This is a genomic window from Bacterioplanes sp. CLAM21 (genome assembly GCF_059641015.1).
In genome coordinates this window covers 16,689-32,500 of the sequence record NZ_CM184929.1, presented here as the reverse complement: position 1 = coordinate 32,500, position 15,812 = coordinate 16,689, and the positions used below count along the sequence as shown (strand labels likewise).

Below are 15,812 nucleotides of genomic sequence, written 5' to 3'. Positions count from 1 at the left end.
TTTGACTGGGGCGGTCTCCTCCCAAAGAGTAACGGAGGAGCACGAAGGTCGGCTAATCTTGGTCGGACATCAAGAGGTTAGTGCAATGGCATAAGCCGGCTTAACTGCGAGACAGACACGTCGAGCAGGTACGAAAGTAGGTCATAGTGATCCGGTGGTTCTGTATGGAAGGGCCATCGCTCAACGGATAAAAGGTACTCCGGGGATAACAGGCTGATACCGCCCAAGAGTTCACATCGACGGCGGTGTTTGGCACCTCGATGTCGGCTCATCACATCCTGGGGCTGAAGCCGGTCCCAAGGGTATGGCTGTTCGCCATTTAAAGTGGTACGCGAGCTGGGTTTAGAACGTCGTGAGACAGTTCGGTCCCTATCTGCCGTGGGCGTTTGAGATTTGAGAAGAGTTGCTCCTAGTACGAGAGGACCGGAGTGAACGAACCTCTGGTGTTCCGGTTGTATCGCCAGATGCATTGCCGGGTAGCTACGTTCGGACGGGATAAACGCTGAAAGCATCTAAGCGTGAAGCCTCCTTCAAGATGAGATCTCACTGGAACTTCGAGTTCCCTGTAGGGCCCAGGAAGACTACCTGGTTGATAGGCAGGGTGTGTAAGCGTTGTGAGGCGTTGAGCTAACCTGTACTAATTGCCCGTGAGGCTTGACCATATAACACCCAAACTCGGGTGGGCTGCTGAAAATTCAGCAACAAGCCAAGATATACGAACAGGCACCGCCGGTTCGCAAGAGAATTCTCAGAAACACTCATGTATCCAACCTTATTTGAAGTCACGTCGCTGAACGCGTAAGACGACAACACTTCATACAGGTTTGCTTGACGACAATAGAGCTGTGGAACCACCTGAATCCATCCCGAACTCAGAAGTGAAACGCAGCATCGCCGATGGTAGTGTGGGGTCTCCCCATGTGAGAGTAGGTCATCGTCAAGCTCTTATTCAAAACCCCGGTAGCTCACGCTATCGGGGTTTTTTCGTTTTGACTCGCCGACAATCATAGCCAGCTAGACCGAACGCCGTTCTAGACTTATCGAAGTCATAATGCCGCGATCCCGCGCTTATTCTACAGCCTCGCTAGCGCACGCTACTCATCTCTCACCCCAAGGTTTCTAGTGCATATCGGCAGGCGCTTATCGCTCGGTGCATCTCTCTCTATAGCTGTCTAAAACTACCACTGAGCCCAGCTCGGGCACCATTGGCTACACTGACTGGATTACCAATGGAGATGTCTATGGTGCGTTATCTGGTGGTGGAAGACAGCAATGTGGTGGTCAAAATACTGAAGCATTTGGCCAAAGCTACTCTGGGTGATGACGCGGTATTTGCTACCAGCATGGCGGCAGCACAACAAGCCTACCAAGAGCACTGCAACACACTGGAAGTCGCACTGGTCGACTTGTCGCTGCCAGACGCCCCCAATGGTGAGCTGGTTGATTACTTATTGGAGAAGAAGGTACCCGTGGTGGTGCTGACTGGCTCTAGTGACTCCCATAAACGCGATTTACTGGTAGCCAAAGGCATATCGGATTACGTGATCAAGGAATCACGCTACTCCTATCAGTATGCCCTCAATATGATTCGGCGCTTGAGCAAAAACCGCCAGGTGGAAGTATTAGTGGTGGAAGACTCGTCCATGGCCCGTAAACACATTCAGCTATTGCTGAACCTGCATTGTTATAAAGTTCATGCTGCAAAGGACGGTGTCGAGGCGATGAAATGTTTGCACCAACACCCCGATATCCAGCTGGTGATTACTGATTACAACATGCCCAATATGGATGGTTTTGAGCTGGTGCAAGCCATTCGCCATGAATTCGAAAAACGTCGCATCGCCATTATTGGTTTATCTGGTCAGGGTGATAATCACCTGTCGGTACGCTTTATTAAAAACGGTGCCAACGATTTCCTTAATAAGCCCTTTGAGCAAGAGGAATTCTTTTGTCGGGTTACCAACAATATTGAAGGCATCACGCTGCTGAAAGAAATGGAGGAGCAAGCCAATCGCGATTTTCTGACGGGTTTATTTAATCGACGTTATTTTCAACTGGTGGCAACGGAAACTCTGCTGCAAGCCAACCGAGTAGGACGGCCAATTAGTGCCGCAGTGGTGGATGTTGATTATTTTAAGAATATTAACGATGAATATGGCCATCAGGGTGGCGATGTTGCCTTATGTCATGTGGGTTCGTTATTGAGTGAGTTAACGCAGCCATTTTTATTGGCCCGTACCGGTGGCGAGGAGTTCACCATATTAATGCCGGGTCTAAATGCTGATAAAGCATATGATTTTATGGATGCGCTGCGTGCACGTGTGGCCGACAGCATTGTTGAAGTCAATGAAGAAGCTTACGTACGTCTTACCGTGAGCATTGGAGTGGCTACCGCAGACAATGACTCGCTGGATAATCTGATTAATCGTGCTGATGAACACCTTTATCAAGCCAAAGAAGGAGGGCGTAATCTGGTTGTCGACGGTCGTGACTGATTGTCAGCCAGCGCTGCCTTCTCTACAGTAGTCGCTCGCTAGAGGAGGAACCCATGAGCGACGATACCATTTTTGGCAAAATTATCCGCGGCGAAGCCGATGCTGACATCGTGTATGAAGACGATCAGTGCCTCGCTTTTCGCGATCTTTTTCCGGCTGCCCCGACCCATATTCTGGTTATTCCACGTAAGCCAATTCCACGTTTATGTGACGCAACGGCAGAAGATGCCGCTTTGCTGGGCCACCTAATGTTGGCAGCAAATAAGGTGGCCGAACAAGAAGGTTTAGGCGATCGTTTTCGTTTAGTCGTCAATAACGGCGCAGAGGCTGGGCAATCGGTCTTTCACCTGCACTTGCATATCATCGGTGGACGTTCTCTAAGCTGGCCACCAGGATGAATATGCAGTTTTCTAATCTTCGCGCCCGTTTACACGATGGGCGCATATTGCAGGTCGATGATTGGTCCTTAGCTGCCGGGCAACGTTGGGCCATCTGTGGCACCAATGGCAGTGGTAAAACCGTGTTGTCACGGCTGCTGGCCGGTGACGTTATCCTAAGCCAAGGCGATTGTCAGGGTTTGCCTGCCAAGGTCGCTTATGTGTCGCTGGAAGCACAAGCTGAGCTGTTAGAGCATGAGCGTAAAATTGACCAAAGTGACCTTATCGACAAGACCGACCTTGGCACCACAGTGGCGGCTTTGCTACCTGACAATGAGCAGGCCATCGAACTGATTCAGCAATTGGCTATCGAGCATCTGTTAGACAGTGGTTATAAAACCCTGAGCACCGGTGAAAGCCGCAAGGTGTTACTGATTCGAGCACTGCTGAGTGAGCCCGATGTGCTGGTGTTAGACGAGCCTTATGAGGGTCTTGATCAGGCTAGCCGTGAGCAGCTAAAGCAGATATTGGCTCGTTATGTTGAGCAAGGTAAGCAGCTGGTTTGGGTCGGTAATCGTTTGGATGAAGTGCCTGATTGGGTAACTCATCTGGCCTTTATGCACGACGGTCGGTTGTTAATGGCCGATGCCAAACAGCAGGTGTTGGCCGTACCTGACATCCATGGGCTGCTGCACTTTGATGGCGAGTTGGCTGAGTTCCCCAATCCCAAACATCCGAGCTCGCTGCCGCAGCAGCAGCCTTTGCTAGAGATGCGCGATGTATCGGTGCAGTACTCACAGCGGTTGTTGTTCGACAAGCTGAATTGGACTGTTCAACCAGGCCAGCACTGGGCCATTCAAGGGCCTAATGGCTGTGGCAAAAGCAGCCTATTGCAGCTCATTACGGGTGATAATCCACAGTGTTATAAAAATGATATGACGCTGTTTGGTATTCGCCGTGGCAGCGGTGAAAGCATTTGGGATATTAAGCAGCATATCGGTTTAGTATCGTCCGCGCTGCAATGGCAGTACCGGGCAACCACCAATGTGCTCAGTGCTTTGTTATCGGGTCTGTATGATTCCATTGGCCTGTATAAGGCAACGGGCGACGACGATAAACGTTTGGGCATGCAGTGGTTGGAGGTTCTTGGACTGGCCAATAAAGCCAATAAAAGTCTGCAGCATTTATCTTATGGTGAGCAGCGTCTGGTGCTGATTGGCCGGGCACTGATTAAGCAGCCGCCGCTACTAATTTTGGATGAGCCTTGTCAGGGATTGGATGATGTCAGCCGCGAAATGGTACTGGCCTTTATTTCGCGTTTAGCGCAGCAGAAGCAGATGACGTTGCTGTATGTCACCCACCATGAAGATGAAATTCCAACCGCCATTCAGTCGCGCTTACGTTTTGTACCTGCAGAAGACGGCAGCGTGATCGAGCTGTCTGGCTAACAAGCGAGTTTTTGTCGGCATCACCACAGCTTATTCAGGCGGTTGTGATGCCGCTTTATTGGCATTGATTTCATCTAAGCGTTGTTTAATCGACAGCATTTGATCGTACAACGACATGTGGCGGCGGTCTTGGCCGTCCAGGGCTGTGCTCAACTGATGTAATAATTCCTCAAACGACAGCGCAGCCTGCTCCGCTTGTAACTCAGATAGCTGGTGCAAGCGTTTTGCTTCGCGGGCGATATACAATGCATGCTGTGCTAGGCGTAGGGCACGTAGCCCAGTGTCGGCAGCTTGCTCGGCGCTGGCTTTGGCTTGAATCTGTAATTCGGCATTTTGCACGGCTTGCTCAGCCTGGCTAAAAGACTGCTCAGCCCACTGCTGTGCTTGCTCGGAACGAGCCTGTTCCAGGGTGTCGTGGGCCGGCTGCCAGTAACGCGTTAGCAGAGTCGTACGCTGTAATAATTCAAGCCCTGCGAGTAGATCGGCAATATCTTGCTCGGATGGTGCTTGCTGTTGTTCAAGGGCTAAAAAATGCGTTTCCAGGCGGCGCATAAAAGCCTGGTATTGGCGCCTTTGTACCTTATCTGCCTGCAGTGCTTGCACGTTCTCTAACTTGGCCAGCACAGTAGCGAACTGAGCTTTCACCTGCTGCTTGTTTTGCAACCCCAGCTGTAACCAAGCCATGGCCTTTGCTGCCTGGTCGATCAGTTGCTGCTGCTGTCCATCGAGACTGGCACGACGGGCGGAGATAACTGCGTCTTCCACCTGACGGGCGTAGCCGGGTGAATAAAACGCCAGTTGTTGCTGCTCGCTTTTTTCTTGCGCTTGCTCGGCTCGGTCCAAAGCTTGCTCTTGTTGCTGCTGCAGTGCCTGGGTGTTTTCGTCGAGATAGCGTTGGTATTCGACATCCTGCACGGCGATATCTGGCTGACTGCTACAGGCATTCAATAAGGCAAGGCAGGACAGTGTGATGGCTGTTTTTTTCATAGTTAATCAGGCAGGCCTGAGGCCTGCCTTGGTTTCCATTAATCGAGCAATGACTTATCGCGTACCGCACCTTTATCGGCACTGGTGGCGAATTTAGCATAGGCCTTCAGCGCTGTGCTCACTTGGCGTGGACGCTGCTCAACAGGCTTCCAGCCTTTGCCATCTTGCTGTGCTCGGCGCTCGGCCAGTTCGGCTTCGCTCAATAAAACATCGATGGAGCGATTAGGAATATCGATCTTGATCGGATCACCATCGCGCAATAAACCAATAGCACCACCGGCGGCGGCTTCGGGTGAGCAGTGGCCAATCGACAGGCCTGAGGTACCACCAGAGAAACGACCGTCAGTCAGCAATGCACAGGCTTTACCTAAGCCCTTTGATTTAAGGTAGGACGTTGGATACAGCATTTCCTGCATACCAGGCCCACCTTTAGGCCCTTCGTAGCGAATAATCACTACGTCACCGGCGCTAACTTCATCTGCCAGAATACCGGCGACGGCACTGTCCTGGGATTCATATATTTTGGCTTTGCCCTCAAACACCAAAATAGACTCATCGACCCCAGCGGTTTTCACCACGCAGCCATCTTCGGCAATATTGCCTTTTAATACCGCCAATCCACCTTCGCGAGAAAAGGCATGCTCAATCGAGCGAATACAGCCGTTGGCACGATCACCATCCAGAGTGGGCCAGCGAGTGGCTTGACTAAAGGCCGTTTGCGTTGGAATACCCGCCGGGCCGGCTTTAAAGAACTCGATCACCTCTGGGCTTGGATTGCGCATGATATCCCACTGATCGAGGGCCTCTTTGAGGGTGGCCGAATGTACCGTTGGTAGCTCACTGTGTAATAAGCCGGCACGGTCAATTTCACCCAAAATGCCCATAATGCCACCGGCACGATGCACATCTTCAATATGATAATCCGGGGTATTAGGGGCCACCTTACACAGCTGCGGCACGACTCGTGATAAGCGATCGATATCGTCCATATCGAAGTCCACCTCGGCTTCTTGAGCGGCGGCTAGCAGGTGCAAAATGGTGTTAGTGGAGCCGCCCATGACGATATCCAGTGTCATGGCATTTTCAAACGCCTTAAAACTGGCGATAGAGCGTGGCAGTACCGATTCATCGTCTTGCTCGTAGTAGCGTTTGGCGTTTTCCACCACCAAACGTGCCGCTTTCAGGAACAGCTGTTCACGGTCGGCATGGGTCGCCAAGGTGGTGCCGTTGCCAGGTAAAGATAAACCAATGGCTTCGGTTAAGCAGTTCATGGAGTTGGCGGTAAACATGCCCGAGCAAGAGCCGCAGGTTGGGCAGGCGCTTCGTTCGTATTCGGCCACCATTTCATCGGAAGCACTGTCGTCGGCGGCGATGACCATGGCATCAACCAGGTCGAGCTTGTGCTCGGATAGTTTGGTTTTACCGGCTTCCATTGGCCCACCGGAGACAAAAACCACTGGAATATTCAGCCGCAGAGCCGCCATCAACATTCCTGGGGTGATCTTGTCGCAGTTAGAAATACACACCAGCGCATCGGCACAGTGGGCATTGACCATATATTCAACGGAATCGGCGATAATCTCGCGTGATGGCAAGCTGTACAGCATGCCGTCGTGGCCCATCGCAATGCCGTCATCCACTGCGATGGTGTTAAATTCTTTGGCGACGCCACCGGCTTTTTCAATTTCACGGGCGACTAACTGGCCCATATCTTTCAGGTGCACATGGCCTGGTACAAACTGGGTGAAGGAGTTGGCCACGGCAATGATCGGCTTGTGGAAATCGTCGTCCTTCATCCCGGTGGCGCGCCACAACGCACGGGCACCCGCCATATTGCGACCGGCGGTGGACGTTCGCGAGCGATACTCTGGCATCTTGCACATCTCTTGTTTCAGTAAGGGGAGCTTAAGTGTACCAGAGCCGCTGGCGCTGGGCAGTGTTGGGTGTTGTTGGGTGTTGTTGCCTGTTAAGGGGAACAACTTTGCTCAATCAATAAGGTGCTTTGACTGACCATAGCTTTAGTCCGAATGCTTTTCGATAACGGAGGAAAAATGACGCTGTTGGATCACTTTAACAAAGAGTTAGAGAGCATGATTGGCAAGGAGTGCTGGGCGATCACCGGGGGAGAGGGACGGGGTCTGTTATCTCGGTGAATATAGGTGCCCGTTACCCTAGAGATCGGCCACTGCATAATCCATATGTTAGTGAATTGGTTAGACACTTCACTGCTGAATATAACTTAATGATTTATTCTCCATGGCGAATTGAAAGTAGTGATGCAGTACTGTGTGGCAGTCACCATAGCAATGATATTGATGGCCCGTACCAAACAAGCTTTGAACAAGTAATTAACCGTAAGCTGATTGATGTTCAATGTGTCTCACCATCGCTCGATCTAAGGCTATTTTTTGAAGGAGGTATTTGTATTTTCGTATTCTGTGCACTTATTGGTATAGATGGAGGCGAATGCTATACGCTTGGATCAGACTCTTGTTGTTATTCGATAGGTTTTGATGGGAAGGTGAATAAGTTGTGATTTTTATCTGGTTTTATTGGCAGATTTTTATCGATTTACAATCAGTACTTCTCTGTGCTTAAAGAGGGGTTGATTTTGTGCTTGGTTCCTTGGCTGTTTTCTGTATTTTAATAATTTCATTTTTTATGGATATTTTTCTGATTTCAAAGTCGCGCGCTTCTGTGTTTGTAGTCGAGACTTCCATCTGTTGGTGAGATTTAATTGGTTGTTTGTTTTTAATTATGTTGGTTCTGATTGGTTCAGGATTTCCCATATTTTTATTCGTTTGGGTTGATGGTGCAGAAGGAATTACTAAATGTTTCTGCGCTGTGAATTTCTATGGATGTTTTATCTGGTTTTCTCCATTATGGGCTGCATAAGGCATTGCATTGAAGGTAATCCAAATGACCCCCAGCTCGCAGGATTTATGGTTTGTGCCGCTAGGCGGAACCGGCGAAATTGGCATGAATATGAACCTGTATGGCCATGATGGTCAGTGGTTGATGATCGACTGTGGGGTAACCTTTCCTAAGCCTGGTCGAGTCAGTGCCGATGGCACTGTGCATCACAGCGGTGAACCTGATACACAAATGGCTGATCCGGCTTTTATTAGCGCCAGGCGTGAGCAGTTGGCGGGCTTGGTGATTACCCACGCCCATGAGGATCATATCGGTGCGGTGCCGTATTTATGGAATCAGTTGCGCTGTCCGATTTATACCACGCGTTTTACCGCCGAAGTGTTAAAGCGCAAGCTGGCGGAACATGGCTTGTTGCATCGGGTTGAGTTGCACATAGTCGCTGTCGAGGAGCGCCGCGTGATAGGGCCCTTTGAGGTCGAATGGTTGGCGCTAACGCACTCTATTCCTGATCCTAATGCTTTGCTGATTCGAACCCCGCTGGGCAATATTTTTCATACCGGTGATTGGAAACTCGACCCTGAGCCGGTAGTCGGCCATGGCTATGATCCGCAGACCTTCAGTGACTTGGCACAGCAAGGTGTGCGCGCCATGGTGTGTGATTCCACGAATGCCACGGTAGCGGGTCATTCCGTGTCTGAAGGGCAGCTGTATCCAGGCTTACAGCAATGTGTGGCGAGTGCGCCCGGGCGAGTGGTGGTGACCTGCTTTGGCAGCAATATCGCTCGGTTATTAACCCTGGCACGCATCGCCGCCGCTGAAGGGCGTTATATGGGGTTGCTGGGAAGATCACTGCACAATATGCATCAGTGTGCACAGCGCGCCGGTATTTGGCCTGCGGAGGTGAACATTATCGATGAGCAGCATCTGGGCTATTTGCCGCCGCAGGAGGTGCTGGCCGTGGCAACGGGCAGCCAGGGCGAAGCACGCACTGCCCTTAGGCGCTTAGCGGCGGGTACACACCCTAGCGTGGAGTTGCAGCGCGGTGATCGCATTGTCTTTAGTGCGCGCGCCATTCCCGGTAACGAGGACGCCATTGAAGGGCTGATTGCACAACTGCAAGCCCAAGGCATGGAGGTCATTACCGCAGAGCAATCAAGTTTGCCGATACATGCATCTGGGCACCCGGCTCAACAAGAGCTGCAGCAGTTGTATCAGTGGGTGCAACCAGAGGTTGCCATTCCGGTGCATGGCGAAGCCGAGCATATGCGTGTGCACGCGCAGTTGGCGCAGCGCTCAGGGGTGAATAAAACCCTAACCGGACGTAACGGAGATGTCTTTATGTTGGCTCCGGTGGCAGGTATTCAACGTCAGGCAGTGCCAGTGGGGCGTGTCGGCTGGCAAAAGGGCACCTTGGTGGCCGTTGAATAATGTGAACAAGCGCACGTCTATACACAGTTTCTGTGCATAACTATCTTAATAACTTTTGAGCATATGCCTGTAGCGCCGTAAATCCGGGCGCTGTGGTTAGATTGACGCTTTTATGACCGTTTTATGAAATTCTGTTATCTGGCTGAAAAGTCAAGGAATTTTCAGCCTTTGCAGACATTTGTTCGAGCCCAGACAAAGTAGGGCAATCAAGATCACTAAGCTGTGGATAACCTGTTGCCAGGCTGTGACTTTGCTTTATTGTCGCTGGCCTTGCCCAGCGCTGGGTTTGGCTTCACCCTGACTGCCCTTTTTGCGATAATCGACGGCTTTTCCGGGCGCAGTCCCGATTTGATACTGACGAGAGTCACATTACTGAGACCAGATTATGAAACCGCAAATTGCTGAGTTGTTATCCACCGCCGTAGCGAACCTGAAGTCCGAAGGTATTTTGCCTCAGGACCTGGAGCCACGAATTCAGGTGGACAACTCGCGAGACAAGGCACACGGTGATCTGGCCTCTAACCTGGCGATGATGCTGGCTAAACCCGCCGGTAAAAACCCGCGTGAATTGGCACAGCTGGTATGCGATGCCTTGCCGGCGTCTGAGTTGGTCGACAAGGTAGAAATTGCCGGCCCAGGCTTTATTAACTTTTATTTGTCCGATGCGTCTACCAATAGCCTGGTAGCAACGGTTCTGCAGAACAAAGCTCAGTATGGTCGCAGCAATGAAGGTGCTGGGCGTAAGGTGCAGGTGGAATTTGTATCGGCTAACCCAACTGGCCCTTTGCATATCGGTCATGGCCGCGGTGCAGCGGTAGGGGATTGTCTGAGCCGCTTGCTAGAGGCGACCGGCTGGCAGGTAACACGTGAGTTCTACTACAACGATGCCGGTGCTCAGATCAACAACCTGGCTCTGTCGGTGCAGGCTCGTTGCAAAGGCCTGACGCCGGAGCATGAGAGCTGGCCACAAGATGGTTACCGTGGTGACTACATCATTGATCTGGCCAACAGCTTTATGGCCGGTGATACCGTTGAGTCGGAAGATCAGAGCTTTACCGGCACCAAAGACGCCGACGACTTGGAAGCGATTCGTCACTTTGCCGTGGCGTATTTGCGGCGCGAACAAGACCTCGATCTGAAGGCCTTTGGTGTCGACTTTGATGTCTATTACCTCGAGTCTTCGTTGTACAGCGACGGCCTAGTTGAAAAAACCGTGAAGACCTTGGTCGACAATGGTTACACCTACGAAGACGAAGGAGCCTTGTGGCTGCGTACCACGGACTTTGGTGACGACAAAGATCGGGTCATGCGCAAAAAAGACGGTGGCTATACCTACTTCTTGCCTGATGTGGCCTACCATCTGAACAAGTGGCAGCGTGGCTTTGAAGCGGTGATTAACGAGCAGGGTGCCGACCACCACGGTACCATTGCTCGGGTACGTGCCGGTTTGCAGGCGCTGAATGCGGGTATTCCTAAGGGCTGGCCCGACTACGTGCTGCACCAGATGGTGACCGTGATGCGTGGCGGTGAAGAAGTCAAATTGTCGAAACGGGCCGGCAGCTACGTTACTCTGCGTGATCTGATCGATGAGGTCGGGCGTGATGCCACGCGTTATTTCCTGGCAGCGCGTAAAGCTGATGGCCAGCTGACCTTCGATATCGACTTGGCGCGCTCACAGTCTTCCGATAACCCTGTGTATTACATTCAGTATGCCCATGCCCGGGTGTGCTCGATTTTCCGCAAGCTGGCGGAAGCTGGCCATAGCTGGACCGAGGAGCAGGGCTTGGCATCTTTGTCAGCTCTGACGTTAGAGAGTGAAAAAGATCTGATCGTGAAACTGGGTCGCTTCCCAGAAGTAGTACGCAGCGCCGCGAATAACCGCGAACCGCACCAGATTGCTAACTACTTGAAAGATCTGGCGTCGGATTTCCACACCTATTACAACTCAGAAAAGACCTTGGTCGATGAGGTTGAGTTGCGTAATGCGCGATTAACGTTGGCCGAAGCGGTACGTCAGGTGATCGCCAATGGTCTCGACCTGCTGGGTGTTAGCGCACCGCAGGAAATGTAAGCCAACGAGGCCCTATCATGGCGCGCGACAATCAATCAGTGCCCAAGTGGGTGTGGGTGGTAACACCCACCCTGGCGGTGGCCTTTGCCGGATTTGTGCTGTATCTCAGCACCATTCCGGCCAGTGACGAAGCGACGGCGGTCAAGCAAGATGCCGAGCAGGTATTTCAGGATCTGGCCAAGGAGGCTAAGCCCGCACCCGCCAAGCCCAATTACGAGTTTTACCAGCTGTTAGAAAAACAGGAGGTAAAGGTCGACAAGGTGAAGGAGTACGTTTCGACGCCTAAAGGCGCGCCGAAAAAGTACGTTTATCGACTGCAAGCGGCATCATTTCGCAATCGTGATGATGCTGATCGCATGCGTGCGGAGCTGATTTTGCAGGGCATGAATGCCTATATCGAAAGCAGCAATATTAACGACTCCAGTTGGTATCGGGTCTATGTTGGGCCTTTTACTAACCGCTCATTGATGAACAAAGCGCAAGATCAACTGGTACAGCGCAATATCAGTCCGTTGGTATTGAAGACGCCGATCGCCAGCGACGGTTGACTTATCCCCATTAGTGCACACACTCAGGTAACAGGCTTCAGGGAACTATGATATGTCTGTTACCTGCTCACGACAGCGCCTCGCTGTCACCACCCCGGAAGGGGACAAAACTATGGTCTATCACCACTGGCACAGTCCTAGCTCGCAGCAGGTGCTGGTGTGCTGCCATGGTCTCACGCACAACGGTCGCTTCTTTGATGAGCTGGCGCAAGTGCTGGCGGATCGCTATCAGGTTATTTGCCCGGATGTATTAGGGCGTGGCGACAGTGATTGGCTGGATAACAGTGAACATTATGGTTATCCACTGTATGTCAGTAACGCTGTGCAGTTGCTGCAGCATTTGCGTAGCCGGTTTGACGTCAAGCAGATCGACTGGCTTGGTACCTCGATGGGTGGCTTGATAGGGATGTTACTGGAAGCCACTCAACCCGGTAGTTTGCGTAAGCTGGTGTTGAATGACGTTGGCATTCGTATCCCATTAGCCGCGTTACAGCGTATTGGCAGCTACGTCGGTAAAGGTCGCCAGTTCCCCAGTCTAGATGAGGCGGAGGCCGAGTTTCGCATCATAGCGTCGCCTTTTGGCGCGCTGACCGAAGCCCAGTGGCGAACACTAACCATGCGGATGTTCCGTCAGGACTCCCAAGGCGATTGGTGTTATCGCTACGACCCAGGGATTGCGCTGGCATTTGAGCAGTTAGAACATGATGTGGATTTATCCGCCGCCTGGTGCAAGGTGACCTGTCCTGTGCTGGTATTGCGTGGTTCAAACTCCGATGTACTCACCGCTGAAACTGCTGCAGAAATGGCTGAGCGGCCAGGGGTGGACGTGATCGAGATGACAGGCTGCGGCCATGCGCCCGTGCTGATGGAGAATGATCAGATCGAATTGTTGCAGCACTACCTATCTTTTTGATTTACAGCTTGAAACAGACGCTCACATAAATGGTAAGGCGCTTTTCTAGCGCGATGCTAGCTTAATAAGGCCAGCAACGAGGGCCTGTGCATGGAAATAGAAACCATCGATGTCATTGAGGAGTCTGAGCTGACGGAACAGCGGATGCGGCACATTCATATTGCCGCCGCCATTAGCAGTGCAGCGATATTGGTACTGTCTTTCATCATATCGGCGACCTTCTGACTCTCAGTGGGTCGCGTGTTAAACCCGCTTCGGCGGGTTTTTTTATGTCCACACCAAGGCCTAGTGAAATCTAAGTCATCGTCAGTAAGACACTGTGTAGGCGCTGTCGAGTGTCGACTGGGCAAAAAAAAAGCCCCGCATCGCGGGGCTTTTTGACGCTTAAAGCTTATTTAGCTTCTTTGCGTGCTTTGGCGTCTGCCATAACCTTTTCCGAAATGTTCGACGGACAAGGCATGTAGTGGCTGAACTCCATAGAGAACTGACCACGACCAGAAGTGATGGTACGCAAGTGGCCGATGTAACCAAACATCTCTGACAGAGGAACGTCTGCCTTGATGCGAACGCCAGTCACGCCAGCTTCTTGGTCTTTGATCATGCCGCGACGACGGTTCAAGTCACCGATCACGTCACCAACGTTGTCTTCTGGAGTGAACACGTCAACCTTCATGATAGGCTCCAGCAGCTGTGCGCCGGCCTTAGGCATGGTTTGACGGAATGCACCTTTAGCTGCGATTTCAAACGCAATCGCAGAAGAGTCAACCGCGTGGTAGCCACCGTCATGAACATCGATTTCAACGTCCAGTACTGGGAAGCCAGCCAGTGGGCCTTCGTCCATCATGGCTTTGAAGCCTTTTTCGATGGCAGGGAAGAATTCTTTAGGAACGTTACCGCCCACTACCGAAGTGGTGAAAACGAAACCTGAACCTGGCTCACCTGGCTTCATGCTGTAGTCGATCTTACCGTACTGACCAGAACCACCTGATTGCTTCTTGTGGGTGTAGCTGTCTTCAACCGCAGAAGTAATGGTTTCACGGTAGGCCACCTGAGGCTCGCCCACTTCCAGTTCAACGCCATAAGTGCGCTTCAGGATGTCGACTTTAATGTCCAGGTGCAGCTCGCCCATGCCTTTCAGGATGGTCTCGCCAGAATCTTCATCGGTTTCAACACGGAACGATGGATCTTCTGCTACCAGTTTACCAATGGCGATACCCATCTTATCAACGGCGCCTTTATCTTTAGGCTTAACCGCGATTGAGATAACGGGATCTGGGAACACCATGGCTTCCAGCGTACATGGGTGCTTAGGATCACACAGGGTATGACCCGTTTGAACGTTTTTCATACCAACAACGGCGATGATGTCACCGGCTTGAGCAGTGGTCAGTTCAGACTTGTCGTCTGCCTGCATTTCTACCATGCGGCCGATACGCTCAGTTTTGCCGGTCGCTGAGTTAAGGATGGTGTCACCCTTGTTCAGTACGCCTGAGTAAATACGGATAAAGGTCAGGGCGCCGAAACGGTCGTCCATGATCTTAAATGCCAAAGCGCGCAGTGGCTCTTCTGCAGAAACAGTCGCGTATTCGCCAGTCTCGTTACCTTCTTCGTCGGTCAGAGGCTGAGGGTCAACTTCAGTTGGTGCTGGCAGGTAGTCAACAACGGCGTCCAGAACCAGCTGTACACCTTTGTTCTTGAACGCAGAACCACAGTAAGTTGGGAAGAACGCCAGAGTACGAGTACCTTCACGGATGCAACGCTTGATCTCATCGATTGATGGCTCAGTACCTTCTTCCAGGTATGCCATCATCAGATCTTCGTCGACTTCCAGAGCGGTTTCGATCAACTGCTCACGGTACATCTCAACGTCGTCTGCCATGTCAGCAGGCACGTCTTTCACTTCGTAGTTTTCTGGCAGGCCAGTGTCATCCCATACGTAAGCTTTACGGCTCAGCAGGTCAACCACACCAACGAACTCATCTTCGGTGCCGATTGGCAATACCATCACCAGTGGGTTTGCACCCAGAACCTTCTTCACCTGCTCAACAACGCGGTAGAAGTCAGCACCCAGACGGTCCAGTTTGTTAACGAAGATAATACGAGATACTTCAGAGTCGTTCGCGTAACGCCAGTTGGTCTCAGATTGTGGTTCAACACCGCCGGAACCACAGAATACGCCGATGCCGCCGTCCAGTACTTTCAATGAACGGTATACTTCAACGGTGAAGTCAACGTGTCCAGGGGTGTCAATAACGTTCAGGCGGTGGCCTGCCCACTCACAGGTAACAGCTGCTGACTGAATGGTGATACCACGCTCAGCTTCCTGCTCCATGAAGTCAGTGGTGGACTCACCATCATGTACCTCACCGGTTTTATGGATTTTACCGGTCAGTTTCAGGATACGCTCAGTGGTCGTGGTTTTACCGGCGTCAACGTGGGCGAAGATGCCGATGTTTCTGTACTTAGATAAATCAGTCATAGCGTTACTCAATAAGCTAGGGTCTAAATCGCGCGCCATTCTACAGGGTTTCTCACAGATTTTGAGCACCTAGATGTAAATAAATCGCCTTCAGGGCGGGAAAAAGTCTCAATAGTAAACGGCGGCAGCATTCATCTGACTTGCAAGGCTGTGGATGTGGGCAATTTTGGTGCATGAAAAAAATAAAAGCTT

General features: G+C 51.6%; 11 protein-coding genes and 2 rRNA genes (1 of these 13 only partly in view). 10 read left to right on the top strand and 3 right to left on the bottom strand.

Translation table 11 applies throughout. The annotated features are described in order from the left end of the window. The 5 genes from AC55FS_RS00130 to modF form a co-directional block, all read left to right on the top strand. A 23S ribosomal RNA gene (locus AC55FS_RS00130) occupies positions 1-662 on the top strand (it extends 2,226 nt beyond the left edge of the window). A 165-nt stretch (positions 663-827) separates the two neighbouring features. Beyond that, positions 828-943, top strand: a 5S ribosomal RNA gene (gene rrf, locus AC55FS_RS00125). Positions 944-1,241: 298 nt separating this feature from the next. After that, complete coding sequence (locus AC55FS_RS00120) at positions 1,242-2,495, top strand: diguanylate cyclase (protein ID WP_496934035.1); 1,254 nt, start codon at positions 1,242-1,244, stop codon at positions 2,493-2,495. 53 nt (positions 2,496-2,548) lie between these two features. Next, positions 2,549-2,893, top strand: a complete 345-nt coding sequence (locus AC55FS_RS00115; protein WP_496934034.1) for a histidine triad nucleotide-binding protein — start codon at positions 2,549-2,551, stop codon at positions 2,891-2,893. Positions 2,894-2,895: 2 nt separating this feature from the next. Continuing rightward, complete coding sequence (gene modF, locus AC55FS_RS00110; protein WP_496934033.1) at positions 2,896-4,320, top strand: molybdate ABC transporter ATP-binding protein ModF; 1,425 nt, start codon at positions 2,896-2,898, stop codon at positions 4,318-4,320. Positions 4,321-4,350: 30 nt separating this feature from the next. Here the strand turns inward: modF and AC55FS_RS00105 are convergent, their stop codons facing one another. Continuing rightward, on the bottom strand, positions 4,351-5,307 hold the full coding sequence (locus tag AC55FS_RS00105) for a hypothetical protein (protein ID WP_496934032.1): 957 nt from the start codon (positions 5,305-5,307) through the stop codon (positions 4,351-4,353). Between the two features lie 38 nt (positions 5,308-5,345). Next, complete coding sequence (ilvD, locus tag AC55FS_RS00100) at positions 5,346-7,181, bottom strand: dihydroxy-acid dehydratase (RefSeq protein WP_496934031.1); 1,836 nt, start codon at positions 7,179-7,181, stop codon at positions 5,346-5,348. A 1,045-nt stretch (positions 7,182-8,226) separates the two neighbouring features. On the opposite strand from ilvD, the gene AC55FS_RS00095 reads away from it, so the two are divergent. The 5 genes from AC55FS_RS00095 to AC55FS_RS00075 all read left to right on the top strand — a co-directional run bounded on the left by AC55FS_RS00095 (position 8,227) and on the right by AC55FS_RS00075 (position 13,366). Continuing rightward, a complete protein-coding gene (locus tag AC55FS_RS00095; RefSeq protein ID WP_496934030.1) occupies positions 8,227-9,609 on the top strand; it encodes a ribonuclease J in 1,383 nt (460 codons plus the stop codon). Positions 9,610-9,994: 385 nt separating this feature from the next. Then, the gene (argS, locus tag AC55FS_RS00090; protein ID WP_496934029.1) at positions 9,995-11,680 is read left to right on the top strand and encodes an arginine--tRNA ligase; all 1,686 of its coding nucleotides are present in this window, start codon (positions 9,995-9,997) and stop codon (positions 11,678-11,680) included. 17 nt (positions 11,681-11,697) lie between these two features. Continuing rightward, positions 11,698-12,228 carry an SPOR domain-containing protein gene (locus AC55FS_RS00085; protein ID WP_496934028.1) on the top strand — a complete coding sequence of 177 codons (531 nt, stop codon included), beginning with the start codon at positions 11,698-11,700 and terminating at the stop codon, positions 12,226-12,228. 52 nt (positions 12,229-12,280) lie between these two features. Further along, on the top strand, positions 12,281-13,141 hold the full coding sequence (locus AC55FS_RS00080) for an alpha/beta fold hydrolase (protein WP_496934027.1): 861 nt from the start codon (positions 12,281-12,283) through the stop codon (positions 13,139-13,141). Positions 13,142-13,231: 90 nt separating this feature from the next. Beyond that, on the top strand, positions 13,232-13,366 hold the full coding sequence (locus AC55FS_RS00075) for a hypothetical protein (protein ID WP_496934026.1): 135 nt from the start codon (positions 13,232-13,234) through the stop codon (positions 13,364-13,366). 166 nt (positions 13,367-13,532) lie between these two features. On the opposite strand, the gene fusA is transcribed toward AC55FS_RS00075, so the two are convergent. Beyond that, positions 13,533-15,620: an elongation factor G gene (fusA, locus tag AC55FS_RS00070; protein ID WP_496934025.1), complete on the bottom strand. Its 2,088-nt coding sequence runs from the start codon at positions 15,618-15,620 to the stop codon at positions 13,533-13,535. Between the last annotated feature and the right edge of the window lie 192 nt (positions 15,621-15,812).